Origin of the sequence: Lysobacter cavernae (assembly GCF_042648505.1) — a bacterium.
GTDB classification, from domain to species: Bacteria; Pseudomonadota; Gammaproteobacteria; order Xanthomonadales; family Xanthomonadaceae; genus Lysobacter_L; species Lysobacter_L cavernae.
On sequence record NZ_JBHRXK010000008.1, the window covers coordinates 93,719 to 117,284 of the forward strand.

The 23,566-nt window shown below is 67.8% G+C and carries 23 protein-coding genes; 8 read left to right on the plus strand and 15 right to left on the minus strand.

Annotation, left to right across the window (positions count from 1 at the left end):
- Window positions 1–68: 68 nt before the first annotated feature.
- From ACFOLC_RS14520 to ACFOLC_RS14535, 4 genes are all read left to right on the plus strand, one after another.
- A complete protein-coding gene (locus ACFOLC_RS14520; protein ID WP_386759971.1) occupies window positions 69–1,685 on the plus strand; it encodes a calcineurin-like phosphoesterase C-terminal domain-containing protein in 1,617 nt (538 codons plus the stop codon).
- A 4-nt stretch (window positions 1,686–1,689) separates the two neighbouring features.
- Entirely contained in the window at window positions 1,690–2,286 is a 597-nt protein-coding gene (locus ACFOLC_RS14525; protein WP_386759972.1) for a YdeI/OmpD-associated family protein, read from the plus strand.
- Window positions 2,287–2,424: 138 nt separating this feature from the next.
- Window positions 2,425–2,874: a type II 3-dehydroquinate dehydratase gene (locus ACFOLC_RS14530; RefSeq protein WP_386759973.1), complete on the plus strand. Its 450-nt coding sequence runs from the start codon at window positions 2,425–2,427 to the stop codon at window positions 2,872–2,874.
- Between the two features lie 17 nt (window positions 2,875–2,891).
- Window positions 2,892–3,098: a hypothetical protein gene (locus ACFOLC_RS14535; protein ID WP_386759974.1), complete on the plus strand. Its 207-nt coding sequence runs from the start codon at window positions 2,892–2,894 to the stop codon at window positions 3,096–3,098.
- A 13-nt stretch (window positions 3,099–3,111) separates the two neighbouring features.
- Here the strand turns inward: ACFOLC_RS14535 and mtnC are convergent, their stop codons facing one another.
- The 5 genes from mtnC to ACFOLC_RS14560 all read right to left on the minus strand — a co-directional run bounded on the left by mtnC (window position 3,112) and on the right by ACFOLC_RS14560 (window position 8,229).
- A complete protein-coding gene (gene mtnC / locus ACFOLC_RS14540) occupies window positions 3,112–3,807 on the minus strand; it encodes an acireductone synthase (RefSeq protein WP_386759975.1) in 696 nt (231 codons plus the stop codon).
- A gap of 157 nt (window positions 3,808–3,964) precedes the next feature.
- Complete coding sequence (locus ACFOLC_RS14545) at window positions 3,965–4,522, minus strand: 1,2-dihydroxy-3-keto-5-methylthiopentene dioxygenase (protein ID WP_386759976.1); 558 nt, start codon at window positions 4,520–4,522, stop codon at window positions 3,965–3,967.
- Complete coding sequence (locus tag ACFOLC_RS14550; protein WP_386759977.1) at window positions 4,519–5,157, minus strand: methylthioribulose 1-phosphate dehydratase; 639 nt, start codon at window positions 5,155–5,157, stop codon at window positions 4,519–4,521. Before ACFOLC_RS14550 ends, ACFOLC_RS14545 begins: the two co-directional genes overlap by 4 nt.
- 73 nt (window positions 5,158–5,230) lie before the next feature.
- Entirely contained in the window at window positions 5,231–6,655 is a 1,425-nt protein-coding gene (locus tag ACFOLC_RS14555) for an amino acid permease (protein WP_386759978.1), read from the minus strand.
- Between the two features lie 101 nt (window positions 6,656–6,756).
- Window positions 6,757–8,229: an amino acid permease gene (locus ACFOLC_RS14560; RefSeq protein WP_386759979.1), complete on the minus strand. Its 1,473-nt coding sequence runs from the start codon at window positions 8,227–8,229 to the stop codon at window positions 6,757–6,759.
- Between the two features lie 189 nt (window positions 8,230–8,418).
- Here ACFOLC_RS14560 and ACFOLC_RS14565 point away from each other — a divergent pair, with 189 nt between their 5' ends.
- Entirely contained in the window at window positions 8,419–8,973 is a 555-nt protein-coding gene (locus ACFOLC_RS14565; protein WP_386759980.1) for an NUDIX hydrolase, read from the plus strand.
- A gap of 35 nt (window positions 8,974–9,008) precedes the next feature.
- Here ACFOLC_RS14565 and ACFOLC_RS14570 read toward each other — a convergent pair whose 3' ends face one another.
- Both ACFOLC_RS14570 and serA read right to left on the minus strand, forming a co-directional pair.
- Entirely contained in the window at window positions 9,009–9,359 is a 351-nt protein-coding gene (locus ACFOLC_RS14570; RefSeq protein WP_386759981.1) for a NirD/YgiW/YdeI family stress tolerance protein, read from the minus strand.
- A gap of 107 nt (window positions 9,360–9,466) precedes the next feature.
- Entirely contained in the window at window positions 9,467–10,705 is a 1,239-nt protein-coding gene (gene serA, locus ACFOLC_RS14575; RefSeq protein WP_386759982.1) for a phosphoglycerate dehydrogenase, read from the minus strand.
- Between the two features lie 122 nt (window positions 10,706–10,827).
- On the opposite strand from serA, the gene ACFOLC_RS14580 reads away from it, so the two are divergent.
- The 3 genes from ACFOLC_RS14580 (at window position 10,828) to ACFOLC_RS14590 (ending at window position 14,482) form a co-directional block, all read left to right on the plus strand.
- Entirely contained in the window at window positions 10,828–12,216 is a 1,389-nt protein-coding gene (locus ACFOLC_RS14580) for an FAD-binding oxidoreductase (protein ID WP_386759983.1), read from the plus strand.
- Between the two features lie 98 nt (window positions 12,217–12,314).
- Window positions 12,315–12,620, plus strand: a complete 306-nt coding sequence (locus ACFOLC_RS14585) for a DUF2388 domain-containing protein (RefSeq protein WP_386759984.1) — start codon at window positions 12,315–12,317, stop codon at window positions 12,618–12,620.
- The gene (locus ACFOLC_RS14590) at window positions 12,617–14,482 is read left to right on the plus strand and encodes a DUF7844 domain-containing protein (protein ID WP_386759985.1); all 1,866 of its coding nucleotides are present in this window, start codon (window positions 12,617–12,619) and stop codon (window positions 14,480–14,482) included. Before ACFOLC_RS14585 ends, ACFOLC_RS14590 begins: the two co-directional genes overlap by 4 nt.
- A gap of 84 nt (window positions 14,483–14,566) precedes the next feature.
- Here the strand turns inward: ACFOLC_RS14590 and yeiP are convergent, their stop codons facing one another.
- From yeiP to ACFOLC_RS14630, 8 genes are all read right to left on the minus strand, one after another.
- Window positions 14,567–15,133 (minus strand): elongation factor P-like protein YeiP, encoded by a 567-nt coding sequence (gene yeiP, locus ACFOLC_RS14595; protein ID WP_386759986.1) that lies wholly within the window; start codon window positions 15,131–15,133, stop codon window positions 14,567–14,569.
- A gap of 106 nt (window positions 15,134–15,239) precedes the next feature.
- The gene (locus ACFOLC_RS14600; protein WP_386759987.1) at window positions 15,240–16,010 is read right to left on the minus strand and encodes an SDR family NAD(P)-dependent oxidoreductase; all 771 of its coding nucleotides are present in this window, start codon (window positions 16,008–16,010) and stop codon (window positions 15,240–15,242) included.
- 81 nt (window positions 16,011–16,091) lie between these two features.
- Entirely contained in the window at window positions 16,092–18,671 is a 2,580-nt protein-coding gene (locus tag ACFOLC_RS14605) for a sensor domain-containing protein (protein WP_386759988.1), read from the minus strand.
- A gap of 25 nt (window positions 18,672–18,696) precedes the next feature.
- Window positions 18,697–19,590 (minus strand): hydroxymethylglutaryl-CoA lyase, encoded by an 894-nt coding sequence (locus tag ACFOLC_RS14610; RefSeq protein ID WP_386759989.1) that lies wholly within the window; start codon window positions 19,588–19,590, stop codon window positions 18,697–18,699.
- Window positions 19,587–20,177 (minus strand): hypothetical protein, encoded by a 591-nt coding sequence (locus ACFOLC_RS14615; RefSeq protein ID WP_386759990.1) that lies wholly within the window; start codon window positions 20,175–20,177, stop codon window positions 19,587–19,589. The genes ACFOLC_RS14610 and ACFOLC_RS14615 overlap by 4 nt, the downstream gene beginning before the upstream one ends.
- Window positions 20,174–22,195 (minus strand): acetyl/propionyl/methylcrotonyl-CoA carboxylase subunit alpha, encoded by a 2,022-nt coding sequence (locus ACFOLC_RS14620; protein ID WP_386759991.1) that lies wholly within the window; start codon window positions 22,193–22,195, stop codon window positions 20,174–20,176. The genes ACFOLC_RS14615 and ACFOLC_RS14620 overlap by 4 nt, the downstream gene beginning before the upstream one ends.
- Window positions 22,195–22,608 carry an endonuclease domain-containing protein gene (locus ACFOLC_RS14625; RefSeq protein WP_386759992.1) on the minus strand — a complete coding sequence of 138 codons (414 nt, stop codon included), beginning with the start codon at window positions 22,606–22,608 and terminating at the stop codon, window positions 22,195–22,197. The genes ACFOLC_RS14620 and ACFOLC_RS14625 overlap by 1 nt, the downstream gene beginning before the upstream one ends.
- 82 nt (window positions 22,609–22,690) lie before the next feature.
- Complete coding sequence (locus ACFOLC_RS14630; RefSeq protein WP_386759993.1) at window positions 22,691–23,473, minus strand: enoyl-CoA hydratase-related protein; 783 nt, start codon at window positions 23,471–23,473, stop codon at window positions 22,691–22,693.
- Window positions 23,474–23,566: the final 93 nt, after the last annotated feature.

The window sequence follows — 23,566 nt, forward strand, 5'->3', positions numbered from 1 at the left end:
CCCGGGTGTTTTGCATTGCGCGCCTGCTTTCCAGTGGTCACGAATCGGGCTGATAATCGGCGCATCCCATGTCTGTGCGGACCTCGATGTCACGACTGCTGCCTCTAGTCTTTTCATGCGTCCTCCTGGTCTTCCCGTTTGCTGCGTATGCGCAGCTTCCAGCCCAGGTCACGGGCACGGTTTACCAGGACAGTAACGGCAACGCCCGACGCGACGGCAGTGAGCGCGGCATCGCCGGCATCAAGGTGTCCAATGGGCGCGACATCGTCCGCACCGATGCACAGGGCCGCTACGCATTGCCGTCGATCGAAGGAAGCACGCTGTTCGTGATCAAGCCACCGGATTACGCCACGGCCACCGGTGACAACGGCCTGCCGCATTTCTGGTATCACCTGTACCGGCAAGATCCGCCGCGGTTGCGCTACGACGGTATCAGCGCCCGGGCCATACCAGCGACCGGCTTCGATTTCGCCCTGCAGCGGGCGCCACGCGCGCAACGCGACCTGGAACTGCTGGTATTCGGCGACCCGCAACCCAAGAGCCTGGCTGATGTCGGCTATTACGAGCGCGACATCGTCGCACCGTTGCTCGGCCAGCACTCGGCGCGGCTCGGCGTGAGCCTGGGCGACATCGTCAACGACGATCTGACGTTGTACCCGGCGATGAACCGAGTCACCGCGCAGTTGGGAGTCCCGTGGCTGCACGTGCCCGGCAATCACGATCTCGATTTTGATGCCGGCCGCGACGAGGACTCGCTGCTGAGCTTCCGCAATGTCTACGGACCGGACACCTATGCCTGGGAGGAAGCGCAGGCCAGCTTCATCGTGCTCGACGACGTGGTCTACCGGCCGGGACAGAAGCCGTCCTACATCGGCGGCCTGCGCGATGACCAGATCGCCTTTATCGAGGCCTATCTGGCCACGCTGCCCAAGGATCGGCGCGTGGTGATTTCCGTGCACATTCCGTTGTTCGAGCCGCTGCCGGGCGTGGAGACGTTCCGTCGTGGCGACCGCGAGCGCCTGTTCGCCCTGCTCAAGGACCACCGCCGTGTGCTGCTGCTCAGCGCGCACACCCACAACCAGCGCCACTACCGCCATGACGCGCAGACCGGCTGGCACGGCGCGCAGCCGTTGCACGAGTACAACGTCGGTGCTTCCTGTGGCGCGTTCTGGTCGGGCGTCAAGGACGCACAGGGCATCCCCGACACGATGATGAGCGACGGTACGCCCAACGGCTACGCTTGGCTGACGCTCAAGCACGACGGCGACTATGCGCTGCGTTACCAGGTCGCGCGTGCGCCAGCGGAGCAGACCATCGCGCTGCACGCGCCGAAGGTGCTGCGCCGGGGTGCGTACCCGGCCTGGGGTGTCTACGCCAACGTGTACATGGGCGAGGCGGGCAGCCGCGTCGAATACCGAGTCGACGGCGGCGAGTGGAAGCCGATGCGTCGCGTCGCGCAACCCGATCCGCGCTTGCTGGCCGAAAACCTCGCCGACGACAACGCCGCTCGCCTGCGCGGTTACGACCGTTCGCCCGAAGCCGACCCGTCCACGCACCTGTGGCGCGGCGCCTTGCCGACCGATCTCGCCCTCGGAGAGCACCGCATCGAGGTCCGCGCCTTCGACCCGTGGCAGGGCGAGCAGCGTGCGCAGACCCGATACCGGCTCGACCAGGCCCAGGAGTAGTGCCATGACCAGCACGTTGCCGACCGACTTGCCGATCCAGCTGTTTCACGACGCCGCGGCCTGGGAAAAATGGCTGGCCAGGCACGGCGTCGCAGCGGGGGTGTGGCTGAAGATCGCCAAGAAGGGCGCGTCCGAGAACGGCAGGGACATCGTCTCGGTCACTTACGCCGAAGCGCTGGACGTGGCGTTGTGTCACGGCTGGATCGACGGCCTCAAGCGTGCCTGCGACGAGCGCTATTTCCTGCAACGTTTCACGCCGCGGCGGCCGAAGAGCCTGTGGTCGAAGATCAATGTCGGCAAGATCGAGCAATTGCTCGCGGCCGGACGCATGCAGCCGGCGGGCCTGCGCGAGGTCGAGGCGGCCCGAACCGATGGTCGCTGGCAGGCCGCCTACCACGCCGCCAGCAGCATGGACGTGCCGGTCGAACTGGCCGATGCCCTGGCCGGCAACCCCACGGCGCGCGCGTTCTTCGAGCAACTCGACAGGACCAACCGTTACGCATTCTGCTGGCGCGTGCACACGGCCAAGAAACCGGAAACGCGACTGGCGCGCGCGGCCAAGTTCGTCGAGATGCTGGCCAAAGGCGAGAAGATCCACTGAGCGCGGCTTCTCGTTGAGGTGATCCGTCGTCTTTACGTCAAAGTTACGTCCGTCGATGCCTGCGGCAATGGAGTGTTTACGCGAGCCGCGCCTACAGTGCGCAGCATCCGCGCCCTCCCACGCGGAGCGAGAAACACCGTGTCGATCGTCATCATCCGTGGCCCCGAGCACAGCGCCCACGGCAATGCGCTGCCGCTGGTTCCCGATGTCGTGCGTCGGTCGCTGACCGAGCGTGCCGCAGCAGCGGGCAAGACCGTGGAGTTGCGCATCTGCCGTTCCGAAGCGGAACTGGTCGAATGCCTGCGCCGCACGCGCGGCGATCAGGCCGAATTCGTGCTGCTCGACCCGGGTACCTGCGTGCGCGCCAGCGCTGCCGTGCGCGATGTGCTTGACGATCTCGCCGTGCCGTATATCGAAGTACATGACGACGCACCGGACGTGCCGGAGCGCCTGATCAGCCCGGTGTGTGGGCCGCGGCTGACCTGGGTCAGCGGCTATGGCGCGCAGAGTTACACGCTGGCGCTGTCGATCGCGCTCGAACACCTGGGTTGTTCCGCCTGCGAAAGCGAGTTTCACGTCGGTACCTGAGTGCAGGTACGCAGGCGATGAGTCACATCTTCTATTTTGCCGACTACGAGATCCTGCTCGGTGGCAAGTTCAAGGTCTGGGGGCAGGCGACGCTGGCCTATGCCGTGGACGACCCGCAGACCTTCGATCCGGCCGACCTGCTGCAGAAGATCCGCGAGCAGGCGGCCGACAGCCACGGCGTCGCCAGCGACGAGGTGCGGATCCGCAGCCTCAATCGCCTGTAAGGCCGGCGGCGGATTACGGAGTCAGTTCGGAGAACGACTCGACGCGGGCATGCCCGCTGGTCGCATTGCCGTGGCGCGGCTGCGGGTAGTCCTGCAGGCGATCGATCAGGGCGGTGCCCATGCCGGCGGTGCGGGCGGCATCGAGTTCCTCGACCACGTCGGAGAGGAACACGATCTCCGAGGGCGCCAGGCCGATCGCCTCGGCGATGCGGCGGTAGCTGTCGGCGTCGCGCTTGCCGCCGATCTCGGTGTCGAACCATCCGGAGAACAGCGACGTCAGGTCGCCGTCGTCGCTGTGGCCGAAGAACAGCCGCTGCGCCGGCACGCTGCCGGACGAGTACACGTACAGCGGCAGGCCAGCGCCGTGCCAGGCCCGCAGCGCGGCGGCGGCGTCGGGGTAGATGTGCGCGCTGAAGTCGGCGCTCCTGTAGCCGTCGGCCCAGATCATGCCCTGCAGCGCTTTCAGCGCGGTGTGCTTGCGATCCTCGTCGATCCAGCCCTGCAGCACCTCCACGACCATGCGGTCGTCGCACATGCCGCCGTTCTCGGTGGCGACCGCGTCCAGCCACTTGCGCACCGCCGGCTCCTTGCCACGCGCGGCGACGAAGCGGGGCAGGGCGCGGCGCGCGTACGGGAACAGCACGTCCTTGACGAAGGAAATGCTGCTGGTGGTGCCCTCGATGTCGGTGAGGATGGCGCGGATGGTCATGGTCGAATCTGCGTTGTCGTTGCTGATTCGTCATCCCCGCGAGGGCGGGGATCCAGTGACTCTGCTCCATGCGCATTTGAAGCCGAAAGCCAAGTCGCTGGATTCCCGCCTTCGCGGGAATGACGGAAGTTGAGGGATGGACTGGGGCAGCCAGGCCTCAGCCCGCCTGGCCTTTCTCGTAGCGCGGAAACTTCTGCGCGATGTCGGTGCCGGTGAAGTGGCCGACCCAGCCGTCCGGCTCGGTGAAGAAGCGGATCGCGACGAAGCTCGGCTCCGGGCCCATGTCGAACCAGTGCCTGGTGCTGTCCGGCACGGCGATCAGGTCGCCCTGTTCGCATTTGATCTCGTAGACGCGGTCGTCCACATGCAGCGTGAACAGGCCGGAACCGGCGACGAAGAAGCGCACCTCGTCTTCCTTGTGGAAGTGCTCGTCGAGGAACTTGGTCCGCATCGCCTCGCGCTGCGGGTTGTCCGGGGCGATGCTGACCACGTCGACGGTCTTGAAGCCGCGCTCGGCGACCAGGCGGTCGATGTCGGCGCGGTAGGCGTCCATGATCTTCTCGGGCGCGTCACCCGGGGCGACCGGTGCGTTGGCCTGCCACTGCTCGAACGCAACGCCGATCCTGGCGAGCTCGCGGGCGATCTGCGCCTGGTCGGTGGTGCTCAGGTGTGGGGTGGTGGTGTCGTTCTCGGCAAAAATGCGCAAGCGGCTCATCGCTGCAACCTCCTCAATTCCAGTTCGCAGGCGAGCAGGAATTCGAATGCTTCCAGGTGGCGTCGTGCTTCGGCCATGTCGCGGCCCCAGGCGTACAGGCCGTGGCCGTCGATCAGGTAGCCCCACATGCATTGGCGGTCGAGCAGGGCATCGACCTGGGCGGCCAGCGTGTGCATGTCCTGGCTGTTGGGCAGCACCGGCAGCTCGACGCTCATCTCGTGGGTGGTGTTGTCGGCGAAGGCTTTCAAGAGTTCGTAGCCTTCCAGATGCACGTGGCCTTGGCCTGAGTACAGGCGCGAGGCCACGGTCTGGGTCTGCGAGTGGGTGTGCAGGACGCAGCCGATCTCGGGGAAGCGCTTGTACAGCTGGGTGTGCAGCAGGGTCTCGGCCGAGGATTTCTGGGCGGTGGCGACCGGGGCGCCGTCGAGGTCGACGACCATGATGTCGGACTCGACCAGCTTGCCCTTGTCGCGCCCGGACACGGTGATGGCGACGTGCTGCCCGTCCAGGCGCTGCGAGAAGTTGCTGCTGGTGGCGGGCGTCCAGCCCAGTGCCGACAGCTCGCGCACGTTGACGATGATCTCGCCGGCGCAATGCGCCAGGCGCTGGGGGTCGTAGGGCAGGGCGGTGTTCATGCCGCGAGTTTAAAACAATGGCGCAGACAAAGACGGCGCGGGTCGCCCGCGCCGTCTCCGGGGGCTGAACGCCTTAGCGTCGCAGCTTGCTGTGGCGGTAGCCGTACAGGAAGTAGATCGCGAATCCGACCGCGGTCCAGACCACCATCAGCAGCCAGTTGTGGGCGGTCATCGTCGACAGCAGCGCCAGGCAGCTGAAGATGCCGGCCAGGCAGACGCCCCAGGCGAACGGGATGCGGAACGGCCGCGGCAGGTCGGGCTGGGTGCGGCGCAGGATCAGCACACCGGCGCAGACCGCGGCGAAGGCGATCAGGGTGCCCATCGAGGTCAGCTCGCCGAGCACGTCCAGCGGGAACAGCGCCGCCAGCAGGGCGATGCCGATGCCGGTGATGACCGTGTTGATGTGCGGGGTGCGGTATTCGGGGTGGATCTTGGTGAACACCGGCGGCAGCAGGCCGTCGCGGGCCATGATCATGAAGATGCGCGGCTGGCCGATGATCATCACCAGCACCACCGACGACAGGCCGATCAACGCGCCGATCTCGACCACCACGCGCAGCCAGCCCAGTTCCGGGTGCGCGGCCACGGCCGTCACCACCGGCTCGTCGGTGCCGAGCTGGGTGTAGGGCACCAGGCCGGTCATGACCGCGGCCATGGCGATGTACAGCACGGTGCAGATCGCCAGCGACAGCAGCATGCCGATCGGCAGGTCGCGCTGCGGCTTGTGCGACTCCTGCGCCGCCACCGACACCGCCTCGAAACCGATGTAGGCGAAGAACACCAGCGCCGCGCCGCGCAGCACGCCTTCGAAGCCGTACTTGCCCGGGCCCTCGTTGGCCGGGATGAACGGCTGCCAGTTGGCCGGGTCGATGTATTTCCAGCCGGCGAAGATCACCAGCACGATCAGGCCGGTCTTGAGCACCACCATCGCCATGTTCATCGCCGACGACTTGCGGATGCCCACGTAGCAGACCCAGGTCAGCAACAGCACGATCGCGGCCGCCGGCAGGTTGGCGATCGACCCGGTCGGGCGCAGCTGCGCGTCCAGCGGCGCGCTGACCAGGGCCTTGGGCAGGTGGATGCCGAAGTGGTCGAGCAGGCTGAGGAAATAGCCGGTCCAGCTGACCGCCACCGCCGAGGCCGAGACGCCGTATTCGAGTACCAGCATCCAGCCGATGAACCACGCGGCGAGCTCGCCGAGGGTGGCGTAGGTGTAGGTGTAGGCGCTGCCGGAGACTGGCACCATCGCTGCGAATTCGGCGTAGGCCAGCGCGCAGAACGTGCAGCAGATCGCTGCCAGCACGAACGACAGCATGATCGCCGGGCCGGCGTGGTCAGCCGCGGCTTGGCCGGTGATGACGAAGATGCCGCCGCCGATCACCGCGCCGATGCCCAGCGCGGTCAGGCCCCACGGGCCGAGGGTGCGGTGCAGGCTCAGGCCTTCGGCATCGGCGTGGCTGGCGTGCGGGTGCTTGGTCGCCCAGAGTTGTCCGAACATCAATCGATTCCCGAAGCCGGCGCGCGGCCGGCGTTGAATGCGGCGACTTCAACAAACAAGGCCGGCGGGGATGCCGCCGGCCTTGCCGTGTGGATCAGCGATCAGCGCAATGCCTTGCGGACCTTGCTGTTGCGATAGCCGTACATGAAGTAGATCAGCATGCCGATCGCGGTCCAGCCGGTCATCAGGCGCCAGTGCTCGGAGAACGGCTGCCAGAACAGGTACAGGCAGGCGGCGGCGCCGAGCGGGCAGATGATCCACACCGCCGGCACGCGGAACGGACGCGCCAGATCCGGGCGGCTGCGACGCAGCACCAGCACGCCGATGCAGACGGTGGCGAAGGCCAGCAGCGTGCCCATCGACACCAGTTCGCCGAGCAGGCCGATCGGCAGGAAGCCGGCCAGCAGGCAGGCGAACACGCCGACGATGATGGTGCCGACGTACGGCGTCTGGAACTTCGGATGGACCTTGGCGAACAACTGCGGCAGCAGGCCGTCCTTCGCCATCGAGTAGAAGATGCGCGGCTGGCCCATCAGCATCACCAGGATCACCGAGCTCAGGCCGGCGATGGCGCCGATCTCGACCAGCATCTTCAGCCAGCCCAGCGCCGGATAGGCTTCCAGCGCGGTGGCGACCGGCTTGGGCGTGCTCAGCATGTGGTACGGCAGCAGGCCGGTCAGCACCAGTGCGACGATGATGTAGATGATCGTGCAGATCACCAGCGAGCCGAGGATGCCGATCGGCATGTCGCGCTGCGGGTTCTTGGCTTCGCCGGCGGCGGTGGAGACCGCATCGAAGCCGATGTAGGCGAAGAACACCACGGCGGCGGCGCGGACGATGCCGGAGGCGCCGTACTTGCCCGGGCCTTCGTTCTCGGGAATGAACGGCACCCAGTTGTCCGGGTTGATATAGCTCGTGGCGAAGGCGACGAACAGCACGATCACGACCACCTTGATGGCGACGATGATCGAGTTGACGATCGCCGACTGGGTGATGCCGACGTAGCACAGGCCGCTGAGCGCGGCGACGATGAACACCGCCGGCAGGTTGATCAGGCCGCCGGTGTAGACGAAGCTGCCGTCGACGACGTTCAGCGGCGCCGCTGCCAGCGAGGCCGGCAGGGCCATGCCGAAGTGTTCGAGGAAGCTGTTGAGGTAGCCCGACCAGCCGACCGCGACGGTCGAGGCGGCGAACATGTACTCGAGCACCAGATTCCAGCCGATGAACCAGGCGACGAACTCGCCCAGGGTCGCGTAGGAATAGGAGTAGGCGCTGCCCGAGACCGGCAGCATCGCCGCGAACTCGGCGTAGCACAGGCCTGCCAGGGCGCAGGCGAAGCCGGCGATGATGAAGCTCAGGACGATGGCCGGGCCGGCGTGTTCCGCGGCGGCGTGGCCGGAGAGGACGAAGATGCCGGCGCCGATGACCGCGCCGATGCCCAGCATCACCAATTGGGTCGCGGTCAGTGTGCGCTTGAGGGTGGCTTCACCCTGGAGGCTGCCCTCGACGGGCTCACCGGCATCGACGTGCCCGGCGGGCTCCACCGGCTTGGTGACGAACAGGTTTTTGAACATCGAATTCCCCTGGGGATGAAATGATCACCGCCCATTCAGGCGGCAGGTGAAGCGTATGGCCGTGGGGGGCGGGCCACCATAACCCACGCGGGAAAGCAGCGGCAAGCACGACAAAGTCACGGTTTGGACACGCATAATCGCCGTCCACCTGATTAGCCGCAGTGCGCCAACACCATGACAGCCGGCCCCTTGGACCCAATCAGTGAACTGCGTTCAAGCTTCGTCGCCTATGCGCGGCGCTGGGGCGACGAGGCCGAACAGGCGTCACCGTTCCTGGAATTGCTCGGCGACCGCGAGGACCCGTTCGTACGCGCGCGCCTGGCCGGCCATTTCACCGCCTCGGCCTGGCTGGTCGACCGCGACGGCACGCGTGTGCTGCTGACCCATCACCGCAAGCTCGATCGCTGGCTGCAGCTGGGCGGCCACGCCGACGGCGATCGCGACCTGGCCCGGGTCGCGTTGCGCGAGGCCGAAGAAGAGTCGGGCCTGGACGGATTGACGGTCGAACCGGAGATGTTCGACCTCGACCGGCACTGGATTCCCGCGCGCGGCGAGGTGCCCGGCCATTGGCATTACGATGTGCGCTACGTGGTCCGGGCCGGGGTGCGCGAGGACTACGTGGTCAGCGAGGAGTCACTTGATCTCGCGTGGCGGCCCATCGCGGACGTCCTGGCCGACCCCGCCAGCGACGCGTCGATGCAGCGCATGGCGCGCAAGTGGCTGCACTCGCGCGCCATCGGCTGAGCCGGGCGACGGCACTGCACCGCCCGGCGGGACGGTCAGGGAATCTCGATCCGCTTGACGTCGATTTCGACCGATTTCCAGTCGCGGTCGACTTCACCGTGCAGACGCACCCGGGTGGTGGCCCCGATTTTCTGCGGGAAGTCCTCCTCGTCGATCTCCGCCTTGACCGTGCCGGACGCGTCGCGGAACTCGTAGGTATCGGACGTCAGTTGCCGTTCCAGCGTGCCTTCCAGCACCACCGGCGTGTCATCGGCTGCCTTGGCCGCAGCGGCCGCCGTGGTCACCACCGGCTTTGCATTGGGCCCGGTGTATTGCGCATGGGCCATCGGGCCAAGCGACAGCAGCAGTGCAACGGACAGAATTCCCTGGACAGTCTTCGTGTTCACGGCGATCTCCTTATGGCGTGGACAGGGCGGCCTGCGGCCCTCATCGGGGCTGGCGGTGTGCCGAGCCTGCGGCCATCGCCCGGATGACGGCGTGAGGAGCCTTCCGGTCAATACAGGATGCGCGTGCGCAGAGTGCCCGGGATACGCGCGAGCTCATCGCGCACCTGCGTCGCCTGCTCGTGCGTCGCGGTGACGTCGATCACCACGTAACCAACCTTGGGATGCGTGCGCAGGAACTGGCCGTCGATGTTGACGCCCAGCCGCGAGAACACGTCGTTGACCTGCGACAGCACGCCCGGCATGTTGCGGTGGATGTGCAGCAGACGCAGGCTGCCGGTGTGCTCGGGCAGGGTCACTTCGGGGAAGTTCACCGCCGACAGGGTCGAGCCGTTGTCGCTGTAACGGATCAGCTTGGCCGCCACTTCCAGGCCGATGTTGTCCTGCGCCTCCAGCGTGCTGCCGCCGATGTGCGGGGTCAGGATCACGTTGTCGAGGCCGACCAGCGGCGACACGAACGGATCGGCATTGCCCTGCGGTTCGACCGGGAACACGTCGACCGCGGCGCCGCCGATTTGGCCGGATTTCAAGGCTGCCGCCAACGCGTCGATGTCGACCACGGTGCCGCGCGAGGCGTTGATCAGGTGCGCGCCGCGCTTCATGCGCGCGATCTGCGCCGCGCCGAACATGCCCTGCGTGGCGGTGGTTTCCGGCACGTGCAGGGTGACCACGTCGCTGCGTGCGAGCAGGTCGTCCAGCCCGCCGGCGGTGCGCGCGTTGCCGAGCGATAGCTTGGTTTCGATGTCGTGGAAGATCACCTGCATGCCCAGCGATTCGGCGATCACGCCGACCTGGGTGCCAATGTGGCCGTAGCCGACGATGCCGAGCGTCTTGCCGCGGACCTCGTGGCTGCCGGCGGCCGACTTCGACCAGCCGCCGCGGTGGCATTGCGCGTTTTTCTGCGGAATGCCGCGCATCAGCATGATCGCCTCGGCCACGACCAGCTCGGCGACGCTGCGGGTGTTGGAGTAGGGCGCGTTGAAGACCGGGATGCCGGCCAGCTCGGCGGCATCGAGGTCGACCTGGTTGGTGCCGATGCAGAAGCAGCCGACCGCGATCAGCCGGCGCGCGTGCGACAGCACGTCGGCGTCGAGCTGGGTGCGCGAGCGGATGCCGACGATGTGCGCAGCAGCGATCTCCTCGCGCAGCTTTTCCGGCGGCAATGACTTGTCGTACAACTGCACCTGCGAATACCCGGCGTTGCGGAAGCTCTCGACGGCGGTCGGGCTGACGCCCTCCAGCAGCAGGACGCGGATGTCGGGCTTCGGGTACGAGGTCTGCGCGCTCACGGGCAAGTCGGCTGGGAGAGGGCTTTGGACTATGTCAGAAATCGGGGCGATTTGCTGCGCTGCATCACTGGACGCTACGGGCACCGGACTGGCAGGCTAGGGCCTCACCAGTGGCCCTCCCGATGACCGACCCACGCCTCGATCGCCTGCTTGCCCGTGCGCCTGCGCTGCGCCTGACCATCGAACCGGCCGACCTGGAGCATTACGGCCGCGACTGGACCCGTCGCTGGACACCGACGCCATTGGCGATCGCATTGCCAGCCAGCGTCGAGGAGGTGCAGGCCATCGTGTGCTGGGCCAACGAGGAGGGTGTGGCGGTGGTTCCATCGGGAGGGCGCACCGGCCTGTCCGGCGGCGCAGTGGCGGCCAACGGCGAACTGGTGTTGAGCCTGGAGCGCATGAACCGCGTGCTGGCCTTCGATGAGGTCGACCGCACGCTGACCGTGCAGGCCGGTATCCCGTTGGAGGCCGTGCACAACGCCGCACGTGAGCACGGACTGGCGTACCCGGTCGACTTCGCCGCGCGCGGCTCCTGCTCGATCGGCGGCAACATCGCCACCAACGCCGGCGGCATCCGCGTGATCCGCTACGGCAACACCCGCGAATGGATCGCCGGGCTGACCGTGGTCACCGGCGCCGGCGAGGTGCTGCAGCTCAACCGCGGCCTGATCAAGAACTCCAGCGGCTACGACCTGCGCCAGCTGCTGATCGGCTCGGAAGGCACGCTCGGTATCGTCGTCGAGGCGACGCTGCGGCTGACCGACCCGCCGCCGCCGACCAACGTAATGCTGCTGGCGCTGCCGTCGTTCGAGACGCTGATGCAGGTGTTTGCCGCGTTCCGCGAGCGCTTGGTACTGGAGGCGTTCGAGTTCTTCACCGACCGCGCGCTGCACCACGTCCTCGCCCATGGCGCACAGAAGCCGTTTGACGAGCTGCATCCGTTCTACGTCGTCACCGAGTTCGCCATCGGCGACGAGAAGCAGGAGGCCGCGGCCATGGCCGCGTTCGAGCATTGTCTGGAGAACGGCCTGGTCAGCGACGGCGTGATCAGCCAGAGCGACGCCCAGGCGGCGCAACTGTGGCGTCTGCGCGAGGGCATCACCGAAAGCCTGGCCGGCTACAAGCCTTACAAGAATGATGTCTCGGTGCGGATCTCGGCGATGCCGGCGTTCCTCGCCGAAACCCAGGCGCTGCTGTCGCGCGAGTACCCGCAGTTCGACGTGGTCTGGTTCGGCCACATCGGCGACGGCAACCTGCACATCAACGTGCTCAAGCCCGAGGCCATGGCCGACGGCGAATTCGTCGGCCATTGCGAACAGGTCACCAAGCTGCTGGCCGACGCGTTAGCCCGGCACGACGGCAGCATCTCGGCCGAGCACGGCATCGGCCTGGTCAAGAAACCGTACCTGATCGGCACGCGCAGCGCCGAGGAGGTGGTGCTGATGCGCGGAATCAAGCACGTGCTCGACCCCAACGGCATCCTGAACCCCGGCAAGCTGTTCGACCCGTGAGGTGATCCATGCGCGGCTGGCTGCGGTATTTTCCGCGCCGTGCCGTGCGTCTTGTGGCCATGATCGCCGGACGCCGTCCTCCCACCAAGGAACCACGAATGAAGCGTTTCCGTCTGCCGCTCAGCCTTGTCTTGCTCCTCGCTGTCGCCCCGGCGGCATGGGCCTCCAGTTTCGGCGCCACCTCTGCCGGTGGCAGCTCTGCTTCCAGCGCCAGTTCCAACTCGACCTCCGGCAACGACAAAGTCGTGTTGGCCGCGCGTGACGACGCCGCCAGTTTCGTCGCCAGCAATGGCACGATCCGCGGTGCGCAACTGGAAGCAGCCCTGCGTCATCTGCGCGAGCGCGCGCCGCAGGCACGCCAGGCCAGCGATCTGGAGCTCGCGCAGGCCATCCTGGCGTTGTGAGCCTCGGCTGCGGCCGGCGTTGGCGCTGGGCCGTGTTCGGCCTGGTGCTGTGCGTCGGCCAGGCCCACGCCGCGCTGCGGTGGCGGCTCGACGAACGTGGCCTGACTCCGGCCGAGATCCAGGGCTCGCGTCAATTGCTCGATCAGGCGCAGGCCCGGTTGCCGCCTGCGTTCGCGGCCGCGTTGACCGGCGATATCGCGGTGCGCTGGAGCGACACCCTGACCGAGTCGGTGCACGGCCATGCCGGTCATGACGAACTGCTGCTCAACCGGCGCCTGCTGCCGGCACTGACGGACGATCGCCCTGTCGACCGCGATGATCCACGCAGTGCACGCGAGCAGTTGTTGGCCACGGTGCTGCACGAGTTGGCCCACTTCTACGACCGCGCCGCCCCCGAGGGGCCGTTGTCGCGTGACCCGCGCCTGCTCGACCTGGCCGGTTGGCAGGTGCGGGCGACGCGGCTGGCCACCAGCGTGGCGGGTCGCCAGCGCGACAACCGCTTCGTCGACCGCAGCCCGGACCGTTACGAGTTGACCGATCCGGAGGAGTTCGTCGCGGTCAACCTGGAGTATTTCCTGCTCGACCCGGAATACACCTGCCGCCGGCCCGCGCTGCAGCGTTATTTCGCCGCGCGCTTGGGCGGAGCGCCATTGCCGCCCGCTGCATGCACGGACGACCTGGTCTACGTCGATGCCGGGGGCGAGGGTGACGCGTTGACCGTGCTCGACCCGGCGCGTGTCTATCAGGTGGATTACCTGCTGGCCGAAGGCAACGAGCAGCCGATGAGCCGCTGGGGCCACAGCATGCTGCGGCTGGTGGTGTGCGCGCCGGGGCGGTCGCGCGGACCGGACTGCCGGCTCGATCTGGCGCATCATCGGGTGCTGTCGTTCCGCGCCTTTGTCGATGACGTGCAGCTGTCGAGCTGGCGCGGGCTGACCGGGCGCTACCCCTCGCGGCTGTTCGTGCTGCCGCTGATGCAGGTGGTGGAGGAATACACCAAGGTCGAGCTGCGCGGCTTGCAGTCGTTGCCGCTGCGCCTGAGCGAGGCGGAGATCGCCGGGTTGCTGCAGCGCGCCGCGCAGCTGCACTGGAGTTACGACGGCCGCTATTACTTCCTGAGCAACAACTGCGCGGTGGAGACGTTCAAGCTGCTGCACGATGGCGTGCCACGGCTGGCTGGCGCGTCATTGGGCAGCATCACCCCGACCGGGCTGCTGCGTCGGCTGGCGCAGGCCGATGTCGCCGACACCACGGTGCTGGACGATCCGGCCGAGGCGCTGCGGGTCGGTTACCGTTTCGACTCGCTGCGCGAGCGCTTCCAGGGGATGTTCGCGGTGGCGCGTGCGCGGCTCGATCTGCCGCAACAGCGGGTCGAGGACTGGATGGCGCTGCCGCCCGCCGCCCGTCGGCCCTGGCTGGAACGCGCCGACCTGCGCGCCAGCGCGGCCTTGCTGCTGCTGGAGCAGGCGGCACTGCGTCGGCAGCAGTTGCAGGTGCAGGACGCGCTGAAACGGCGCTATCTGGGGCGGTCCGCGCAGGAGTTGCCGGCGGACGCGCGCAAGACCGGCGAAGCCGTGCAACGGCTGCTGCGCGACAGCGGTTATCTCGGTCGGCCGGCGGAACTGCTCGATGGCCCCGGCTATGGCCTGCCGCAGCAGCAGGAGCGGCAGCAATTGGCGGTGCGCAGCCGGTTGCGTCAGGTGCAACTGCAGCAAGCGAAAACCGCGCTGTGGGACGAAGCGAAGCGTCTGCTCGATAGCGACCAGCGCGTCACCCTCGATGGCATCCAGGTTAATTCCGCACTGCTGGGGCAGCGCTTGCGCACACTGCATCAGGCCGAAGGCGGGTTGAGCCTGCCCTGAGCAGGGCGGCTTGGTCGAGAAATTCCCGCCGCCGTCCAGTAGCCCTCTCCCCTCAGGAGAGAGGGCCCGACAACGTACGCCGACTCAGTCTGCGCGGCCGGCGAATTCGCCGGTGGTGGTGTTGACCAGCACGCGCTCGCCATTGCCGATGTACTCCGGCACCATGATCTCGATGCCGGTCGACAGCTTGGCCGGCTTCGGACGCTTGGTGGCGGTGCCGCCCTTCAGTTCCGGCGGCGTCTCGATGACCTCGATCGCCACGCTTTGCGGCAACTGCAGCGCCACCGGCGCGTCGTCGATGATCTGCACGTAGCAGCCGCTCAGGTCCGGGACGATGTAACCGGCATCGTCGCCGACCACGTCGGCATCGAGCATGTACGGCGTGTAGTCCTCGTCGTCGAGGAACACGAACGCGTCGCCGTCCTTGTACGAGAACGTCGCCTGGCGACGGCTCAGCTCGACTTCCTTGAGCTCGTCATCACCGCCCAGGCTGAGGTCGAACTTGATGCCGCCGGGCACCGAATACATGGTGAAGCGGAACTTGACGTTGCCGCCGCGGCCCTGCGGCGAGCTGCGTTCGATGTCGCGCACCTGGTAGACGGTGTTGTTGTGCTCGATCACGTTACCTTTCTTGACGTCGTAGGCTTTCATACGGGTTCCAGTGCATGGTTATTCGTAGGAGCGGCTTCAGCCGCGAGCCTTTTCGATGTTGTCCAAGGCAGAGCTCGCGGCTGCAGCCGCTCCTACCGGGTTGTGGTTATTTCGGGGCGAGGCGCGTGGCGCCATCGAGGCGGATGGTTTCGCCGTTGAGGTAGGTGTTGCCCAGGATGTAGGCGACCAGGTCGGCGAACTCCTGCGGTTGGCCCAGGCGCGACGGGAACGGGATCGAGGCGCTCAGCGACTGCTGCACCGATTCGGGCATGCCGTCGACCATCGGCGTCCAGAAGATGCCCGGCGCCACTGTCATCACGCGGATGCCGAAGCGCGCCAGCTCGCGTGCCATCGGCAGGGTCATGCCGACCACGCCGCCCTTGCTGGCCGAGTACGCGGCTTGGCCGATCTGGCCCTCGTACGCGGCTACCGAGGCGGTGTTGACGATCACGCCGCGCTCGCCGTCGACGCCGGCCTCGTTGTGCTGCATCAACGCGGCGGCGGCCTTGGCGACGTTGAAGCTGCCGACCAGGTTGACCATCACCGTGGACTGGAACTGCGCCAGCGGCATCGCGCCGTCCTTGCCGAGCACGCGGCCGGCGCCGAGGATGCCGGCGCAGTTGATCGCGACGTTCAGCCCGCCGAGGAACTGCTGGGCGGCGGCGACGTTGGTGGCCACGCCGGCCTCGTCGGTGACGTCGGTCTTGAAGTAATGCGCATGGGCCGCGCCGAGTTCGGCGACCGCGGCGGCGCCCTTGTCGTCGTTGACGTCGAACAGGGCGACCTTGCCGCCCTGGGCGACCAGGTGCTGGGCGACCGCGAGGCCGAGGCCGGAGACGCCGCCGGTGACGATGGCGCGGACAGTATCGAGTTGCATGGGAGGTCCCGAACGCGGAAAGGACGCGATTTTACCGGAGCCGCGACGGCCTTGCCCCGGGGGCAGCTTCCGTGCAGCGGCTCAGCCGGTGGCGACCAGCGGCGAGCGGTAGTACTGCTGCAGCTCGTCGGGCAGCAGACCCGGCGCGAACAGGAAGCCTTGGCCGACGGTCACGCCGAGCTGCAGCAGGAACGCGCGTTGCTGCTCGGTCTCCACACCCTCGGCGACCAGGCCCAGGCCGAGGCTGCGGGCGATGCCGGTGACGGCCTGGCAGACGGCGACGTCGGACTGGTTGTCGGGCACGCCCTGCACGAACAACTGGCTCAGCTTGAGGCCGTGGATCGGCAGCCGGCGCAGGTAGTTGAGGGCGCTGTAGCCTTCGCCGAAATCGTCGATGGTCAGGATCACGCCCATGTCGCGCAGCGCGGCGAAGGTGCGCAGCGTGTCGGGCACGTCCTCGATCAGCACGCGCTCGGTGAATTCCAGTTCGAGCGCGCTGCCGGGCAGGCCGAACTCGCTCAGTGCCGCGTTGACGCTGCTGGCCAGGTCTTCGCCGAGGAACTGGCGGTAGGACACGTTGACTGCGACGCGCTGCACCTGCAGGCCACGCTCGCGCCAGCGGTGCAGCTGCCGGCAGGCCTCCTGCAGCACCCAGCCGCCGATGCCGACGATGTCGCCGGTGGTCTCGGCGTGGTCGATGAAACGGTCCGGACGCATCTCGCCGAGCGAGTGGTTGCGCCAGCGGATCAGCGCCTCGACCGCAACCACCGCGCCGGTCGCCATCTCGACCTGCGGCTGGTAGACCAGGTGGAACTCGTCGTTGTTGACCGCGCGGCGCAGGTGCGTCTCGAGCTGCAGGCGATGCAACTGCTGCTCGGCCAGTTCCGGCGTGAATGCCTGCCAGCCGTTGCGGCCGCGGCGTTTGCTGTCGTACATCGCCACGTCGGCGCTCTGGATCAGCTGCTGCGAGCGCACGCCGTCGAGCGGGGCCTGGGCGATGCCGATGCTGGCGGTGATGCTGAATTCCTCGCCGTCGAGGCGGAAGCTGTCGCCGAAGATCTCCAGGATCGCGTCGGCCAGCCGCTCCGGTCGCGACGGATCGCTGCCGGTGTCGCAGATCACCAGGAACTCGTCGCCGCCGAAGCGGGCGATCTGCGCCTCGCTGCCGACCGCGCGCTGGATGCGCCGTGCCGCCGAGGCCAGCAGGCGGTCGCCGGCGGCATGGCCGAGCACGTCATTGACCACCTTGAAACGGTCGAGATCGATGTACAGCACCGCCAGTGCGGCGCGCAGCGGGTCGTCGAGCCGGCTTTCCAGTTCCGCCAGCACCGCGTCGCGGTTGAGCAGGCCGGTGAGCGGGTCGCTGCGGGCTTGCACGCGCAGCATCTCCTCGTCGTGCTTGCGCTCGGTGATGTCCTGCAGGGCGCCGGTGATGCGCGAGTTGAGCGGGTCGCTGGCCTCGGCCTCGCCGATCACGCGCAGCCACAGGCTGCGACCGTCGGCGCGCTGTCCCTGCAGTTCCAGATCGAATCTGCGGCTGAACGAGACCGCCTGTTCGATCGCGGTGCGCAGGCGTTCGCGGTCACCGGCACGCAGGCAGGCGAGCAGGCCGTCGATGGTCTCCGGCGGCGGGCGATGGCCGAGGACGTGTTGCGCCTCGTGAGTCAGGTAAAGCCGGTCGGGGCCGACCTCCCATTCCCAGCCGCCGATGTGCGCGAGCGCCTGGGCGCGGTCGAACAGGCTGCTGTCGCGCTTGAGCGAAGTGATGTCGGAAAACAGCGACAGCACCTGGGTCGGCTTGTCGCCGCCGGGCGGAAACTGCGGCATCGCCGTCACCGACAGCCAGGTCAGCTGCTGGCGGGTGCGGTGGTACAGGCCGAGCACGGTGTTGCCGCACATGCGCCCGCTGCGCAGCGCGCGGTGCGACGGGTACTGCTCGGGCGGCAGCAGGCGGCCGTGCTCATCGACCACCATCCACTGTTCCGGGTTCAACGCCTCGGCGATCGATTGCCCCGGGCTGATGGCCAATATCTCCATCGCAGCGACATTGGCGTAGACCGTGCGCAGCTCGGCGTCCTGCACGATGACGCCGCGGTCGATGGCTTCCATCAGTTCGCGGTAGCGCAGCTCGGCGGCGTGGCGGCTGCTGAGGTCGCGGGCGACCGCGACCATGGCCTTGCGGCCCTCGTAATTGATCGGGGCGGTGTGCACTTCGACCGGGAAGCGCGTGCCGTCGCCGCGCATGTTGGTGACTTCGACCAGGTAGCTCTGGCCGCGGCCGAGGGTCTCGTGTACCGGGATCATGTGGTCCCGGGGCAGGTCCGGGTTCAGGATTTCGATCGACTGCCCGACGATCTCCTCGCGCGGACGCCGGTACGCGGTCGTACCGGCCTGGTTGAGGTCGAGCACCGTGCTGTCGTCCCAGGCGATGATGCTGACCGGATCGGGCAGGGCGTCGAACAGGGCGCGATAGCGCAGGCGATCGGACTCGGCGGCGTCGTGGCTGTGCCGCAGCAGGTCGTGTGCGCAGCGCAGCAGGTCACGTGTGGCTGCAGGCAGGGCGGTGTCGAGCGCGGCCTGTTCGAGCGCCGCCAGCGTCGCCGCCGCATCCACCGCAGCGGGTGGCGTGGACGGGGCGGAGGCCGGCGGCTTGCGCTTCATGGGAGCGTCCTCTTGGGGTGGCAGCTCATGACGCCGCCAGCGCCTTGCCGACCCGGCTGCCGGTCTCGCGACCGAGCAGGGCGGCGAGCCAGCGGCCGGTCTCGGCCAGGCGTGACAGGTCGACGCCGGTGTCGATGCCGAGCCCGTGCAGCATGTACACCACGTCCTCGGTGGCGACGTTGCCACTGGCGCCCTTCGCGTACGGGCAGCCGCCGGTGCCGGACACTGCCGCATCGACCACCGCCACGCCTTCTTCCAGGCAGGCGAGGATGTTGGCCAGCGCCTGGCCGTAGGTGTCGTGGAAGTGCACGGCCAGCGCGCCGATCGGTACTTCGTCGGCGACCGCGACCAGCATCGCCCGCGCCTTGCCGGGGGTGCCTATTCCTATCGTGTCGCCCAGCGAGACCTCGTAGCAGCCCATGTCGTGCAGCGCCTTGGCCACGCGCACCACGTCGGCCAGCGGCACCTCGCCCTGGTAGGGGCAGCCGAGCACGGTCGAGACATAGCCACGCACCGCCACGCCGTCGGCGCGGGCGCGCTCGAGCACCGGCGCGAAGCGCTGCAGCGATTCGTCGACCGAGGCGTTGATGTTCTTGCGGTTGAAGGCTTCCGAGGCGGCGGTGAACACTGCGATCTCCTCGACCCCGACCGCGCGCGCGCGCACGTAGCCCTGCTCGTTCGGCACCAGCACCGGGTAACGCACGCCCGGCTGCTTGTGGATACCGGTGAACACCTCGGCGGCGTCGGCCAGCTGCGGCACCCACTTCGGGCTGACGAAGCTGGTCGCCTCGATGCTGCGCAGGCCGGTTGCCGACAGTCGGTCGATCAGCGCGATCTTGTCGGCGGTGGCGATCGTCGCCTTTTCGTTCTGCAGCCCGTCGCGCGGGCCGACTTCGACGATGCGCACGGACGGCTTCATGGCGTGGCCCCGCTGCGTCGCAGGCGCATCGCCTTGTCGGTATCGGCCGTGTCGAACAGCGCCGGTTGCGCGCGCAGCAGGGCGGTCATTGCCGGCGCGTCACCTTCGATCACCAACAGGGTCTTGCTGGCCTCGCGCCCGCGGATGCGGCGGCTGGCGATCGCCTTCGCCACGAAGTCCGCATCGACCTGCAGCGCCTGCAGCCGGTCGCCGTCGATCCGGTAGCGCAGCACGAACACGCTGCCCGCCGGTGCGGTGGCGGCGAAGTCGCTGGTGGCCAGGCCGAGGATCTGTTCGACGTCGTGCGCGGTAAGCACCAGGTAGTCGTGGCCGTCCAGCGTGAAGCTGCGCACGGTGGTGTCGTAGGCGGGCAGGCGGCCGTTGTCGCGTGGCGGGAAGTGGGCGCGGCACTGTTGGTCCAGCTTGACTTCGACGCCGTTGTTCTCGCCCTCGGGCAGCCAGTGACCGGCCAGCTTCGTGTCGCAGCCGAGCTGCGCGCTCGGCGGCTGCTCGAACGCGACGCAGCCGGCCAGCGCCACTACGAGTGCGGCCGCGATCGAGATTGTGGCGGCGGGGCGCAGGCTCATGACGCCAGCGCCACCAGCACGGCATCGGCCTCGACGAAATCGCCGGTGACCGCGCGGACTTCGGCCACGGTGCCGGCGCGCGGCGCCTTCAGGCTCAATTCCATTTTCATGGCCTCGATCACCATCAGCTCCTGTCCTGCCTCGACCGCGTCCCCGGCGGTGGCCCGTACCAGCACCACGCGCCCGGGCATCGGCGCGACGACCTGGTGGCCGGCGCTGGCGGTCGAGCCTAGTTCGTGACGATACATCGGGACCGCCTGCAGGCGCAGCCGGCGCTCGCCATCGTGCACCACCACCCGCCGCTCATCTCCTGACAACGTAAAGCGGCGGCCACGTCCGTCAATGCGCAGGCTCAGGTCGGTACCGGCCAGCCGGGCGCCGGCGATCACATGGGGCTGGCCGAGGCCGTCGATGCGGTAGTCGCCGGCACTGCCCTGGGCGTGCAGTTCGTGGCGCTGCTCGCCCTGCACGAAAGCAAGACTGCGGCGGCTGCCGTGGCCGAGACGCCAGCCGTCGGCGATCGCCCAGGGCGAGGTCGGGTCGCTGGAGGCGGCGGCGCGTTCGCGGGCGTCGTGTTCCTGCGCGAGCAGTTGCGCCACGGTGGCGCCGAGCAGCAGGTCGAGGTCGTCCGCGTGCGGCTGCGACATGAACTCGTCGAGGTGGCGGTCCAGGTAGCCGGTGTCGATGGTGCCGGCGACCACGGCCGGATGACGGACCAGGCGTTCGAGGAAGTCGATGTTCGACTTCGGCCCGACGATGTCGCACGCGGCCAGCGCCGTGCGCAGGCATGCCAGTGCACACGGCCGGTCGGCAGCGTGCACGATGAGTTTTGCGATCATCGGGTCGTAGAAGATGGTGACGGTGTCGCCTTCGATCACGCCAGAATCGATGCGCACAACTTGCCCTGAGCCTGTCGAAGGGGGCGCGTCCGGCGTCGGCATGCGCAGGCGTTCGAGCCGGCCGGAGCCGGGCAGGAAGCCGGCTTCGGGGTCTTCCGCGTACAAACGCACCTCGATCGCGTGGCCCTGCTGGGCGATGTCGGCCTGCGCGAGCGGCAACGCCTCGCCGGCGGCGACGCGCAGTTGCCATTCGACCAGGTCCAGGCCGGTCACCAGTTCGGTCACCGGGTGTTCGACCTGCAGCCGTGTGTTGATCTCCATGAAGTAGAAACCGCCGCCCTGATCGACGATGAACTCGACCGTGCCGGCGTTGACGTAATCGATCGCGCGCGCGGCCAGTACCGCGGCCTCGCCCATGCGCGCACGCAGCTGCGGCGTCAGGAACGGCGACGGCGATTCCTCAAGCACCTTCTGGTAGCGGCGCTGCGCCGAGCATTCGCGCTCGTTGAGGTGGATCGTGTGGCCGTGGGCGTCACCGAACACCTGGATCTCGACGTGGCGTGGCCGCTCGACATAGCGCTCCAGCAGCACGCGGTCGCGGCCGAACGCATTTCTCGCCTCGCGCTGGCAGCTCTCCAGGTTCGCGAGGAACTCGTCACCGTCACGCACGATGCGCATGCCCTTGCCGCCGCCGCCGTGCGCGGCCTTGATCATCAGCGGGTAACCGATGCGGTCGGCTTCGCGCTGGAGCAGGGCGGGCGCCTGCTCCTCGCCGGTGTAGCCCGGCACCACCGGCACGCCGGCAGCCTGCATCAGTTCCTTGGCGCCGGCCTTGCTGCCCATCTTGCGCATCGAGGCCCCCGACGGGCCGATGAACACCAGTCCAGCGGCTGCGATCGCGTCGGCAAAGTCGGCGTTCTCGCTGAGGAAGCCGTAGCCGGGGTGGATGGCCTGCGCGCCAGATTTCAACGCGACCGCGATGATCGCGTCACCTCGCAAGTAGCTGTCGGTCGGACGCGGCCCGCCGATCGGGTACGCCTCATCGGCCTGGCGCACGTGCTGGGCGTCGGCATCGGCATCGGAATACACCGCGACGGTGCGGATGCCGAGGCGACGGCAGGTGCGGATCACGCGGCAGGCGATTTCGCCGCGGTTGGCGATGAGGATTTTCGAAAACATCAGTGCGTCTCGTCTCCCTCCCCTTCAAGGGGAGGGCTGGGGAGGGGATGGTGTTGCTTGCGACCTACGAGCGCTCGATAGATGGCATCTGCAACAGTCTGCGTATTTGCCAGCACTTCATTGTTCCAGAAGCGCAGTACCAGAAAGCCCCCTTCTCGAAGGAAGTCATCCCGAATCTCGTCCGCCGACGAGTCCGCATGCTGCCCACCGTCGACCTCGACGACGAGCCGCTGCTCCAGGTAGACGAAATCGAGGATGTAGTGGTAATAGGGGTGCTGCCGGCGGAACTTGTGACCATCCAGTTGTCGGCCACGCAGAATCGACCATAGTCGACGCTCGGCGTCGGTCATCCTGTTGCGCAGGTTTCGTTGCAGCTTTGCATCGAGAATGGCTTCGTTGGTTTGTCCGCGCATTCGGATTCCTGTGGCGTTGAACACCATCCCCACCCAACCCTCCCCTTGAAGGGGAGGGCTAAAAGCGCTGCCATCCATAGCGTTACTGGCTCCAGCGCGGCTTGCGTTTGTCGAGGAAGGCGCTCAGGCCCTCCTGGCCTTCGTTGGAGACGCGCAGCTGCGCGATCAGTGCGGCGTTGTCGGCGTCGAGCCGGTTGCGGTCGGTCTGCGCCGCGACGCGCCGGACCAGTGCCTTGGCCTGGGCGGCGGCATGCGGCCCCGCCTTGAGCAGCAGATCGATCTGCTGCTCAACCGCTGTGTCCAGCTCGGCCTCCGGCACCACCCGGTGCAGCAGGCCCATGTGCAGCGCGGTATCGGCCGCGAAAATTTCGGCACTGGCAAACCAGCGGCGTGCCTGACGCGGGCCGATCGCCTCGATCACGTACGGTGAGATCACCGCTGGCAGCAGACCGAGCTTGCTCTCGGTCAGACCGAACTTCGCCTGCGGCACGGCGATGGCGATGTCGCAGCAGGCGATCAGGCCGACCCCGCCGCCGAACGCGGCGCCGTGCACGCGCGCGATGGTCGGCTTGGGCAGCTCGTCGAGCGTGCGCATCAGGCGGGCGAGGGCGAGGGCGTCGTCGCGGTTCTCCGTCTCGCTGGCGGCAGCCATGCCGCGCATCCAGTGCAGGTCGGCGCCGGCCGAGAACGAGGCGCCTTCGCCCTCCAGCAGCACCACGCGTACGTTATCGTCCGCGGCGACGCTTTCCAGTGCGCCGGTCAGGGCCGCGATCAGCATCGCGTCGAAGGCGTTGTGCAGCTCCGGACGGTTCAGGCGTAGACGGGCGACGGGTCCTTCGCGCAGGCTCAGCAGCGGGTGGGTCATCGGCGCAGGCGGGTTGTTGGAGTCTGCCGAATGATAGCCGTTGCTCCTGTACGTCCGAGGCGACAGCGCAGGGCGGTGCTACAATTGAGAACA

Excerpts from the sequence above, each read along its gene's own strand:
- ACFOLC_RS14520 (WP_386759971.1), top strand. The coding sequence starts at position 69 with ATGTCTGTGCGGACCTCGATGTCACGACTGCTGCCTCTAGTCTTTTCA.
- ACFOLC_RS14525 (WP_386759972.1), top strand. The coding sequence starts at position 1,690 with ATGACCAGCACGTTGCCGACCGACTTGCCGATCCAGCTGTTTCACGAC.
- ACFOLC_RS14535 (WP_386759974.1), top strand. The coding sequence starts at position 2,892 with ATGAGTCACATCTTCTATTTTGCCGACTACGAGATCCTGCTCGGTGGC.
- mtnC (WP_386759975.1), bottom strand. The coding sequence starts at position 3,807 with ATGACCATCCGCGCCATCCTCACCGACATCGAGGGCACCACCAGCAGC.
- ACFOLC_RS14545 (WP_386759976.1), bottom strand. The coding sequence starts at position 4,522 with ATGAGCCGCTTGCGCATTTTTGCCGAGAACGACACCACCACCCCACAC.
- ACFOLC_RS14550 (WP_386759977.1), bottom strand. The coding sequence starts at position 5,157 with ATGAACACCGCCCTGCCCTACGACCCCCAGCGCCTGGCGCATTGCGCC.
- ACFOLC_RS14555 (WP_386759978.1), bottom strand. The coding sequence starts at position 6,655 with ATGTTCGGACAACTCTGGGCGACCAAGCACCCGCACGCCAGCCACGCC.
- ACFOLC_RS14560 (WP_386759979.1), bottom strand. The coding sequence starts at position 8,229 with ATGTTCAAAAACCTGTTCGTCACCAAGCCGGTGGAGCCCGCCGGGCAC.
- ACFOLC_RS14580 (WP_386759983.1), top strand. The coding sequence starts at position 10,828 with ATGACCGACCCACGCCTCGATCGCCTGCTTGCCCGTGCGCCTGCGCTG.
- ACFOLC_RS14585 (WP_386759984.1), top strand. The coding sequence starts at position 12,315 with ATGAAGCGTTTCCGTCTGCCGCTCAGCCTTGTCTTGCTCCTCGCTGTC.
- yeiP (WP_386759986.1), bottom strand. The coding sequence starts at position 15,133 with ATGAAAGCCTACGACGTCAAGAAAGGTAACGTGATCGAGCACAACAAC.
- ACFOLC_RS14600 (WP_386759987.1), bottom strand. The coding sequence starts at position 16,010 with ATGCAACTCGATACTGTCCGCGCCATCGTCACCGGCGGCGTCTCCGGC.
- ACFOLC_RS14605 (WP_386759988.1), bottom strand. The coding sequence starts at position 18,671 with ATGAAGCGCAAGCCGCCGGCCTCCGCCCCGTCCACGCCACCCGCTGCG.
- ACFOLC_RS14610 (WP_386759989.1), bottom strand. The coding sequence starts at position 19,590 with ATGAAGCCGTCCGTGCGCATCGTCGAAGTCGGCCCGCGCGACGGGCTG.
- ACFOLC_RS14615 (WP_386759990.1), bottom strand. The coding sequence starts at position 20,177 with ATGAGCCTGCGCCCCGCCGCCACAATCTCGATCGCGGCCGCACTCGTA.
- ACFOLC_RS14620 (WP_386759991.1), bottom strand. The coding sequence starts at position 22,195 with ATGTTTTCGAAAATCCTCATCGCCAACCGCGGCGAAATCGCCTGCCGC.
- ACFOLC_RS14625 (WP_386759992.1), bottom strand. The coding sequence starts at position 22,608 with ATGCGCGGACAAACCAACGAAGCCATTCTCGATGCAAAGCTGCAACGA.
- ACFOLC_RS14630 (WP_386759993.1), bottom strand. The coding sequence starts at position 23,473 with ATGACCCACCCGCTGCTGAGCCTGCGCGAAGGACCCGTCGCCCGTCTA.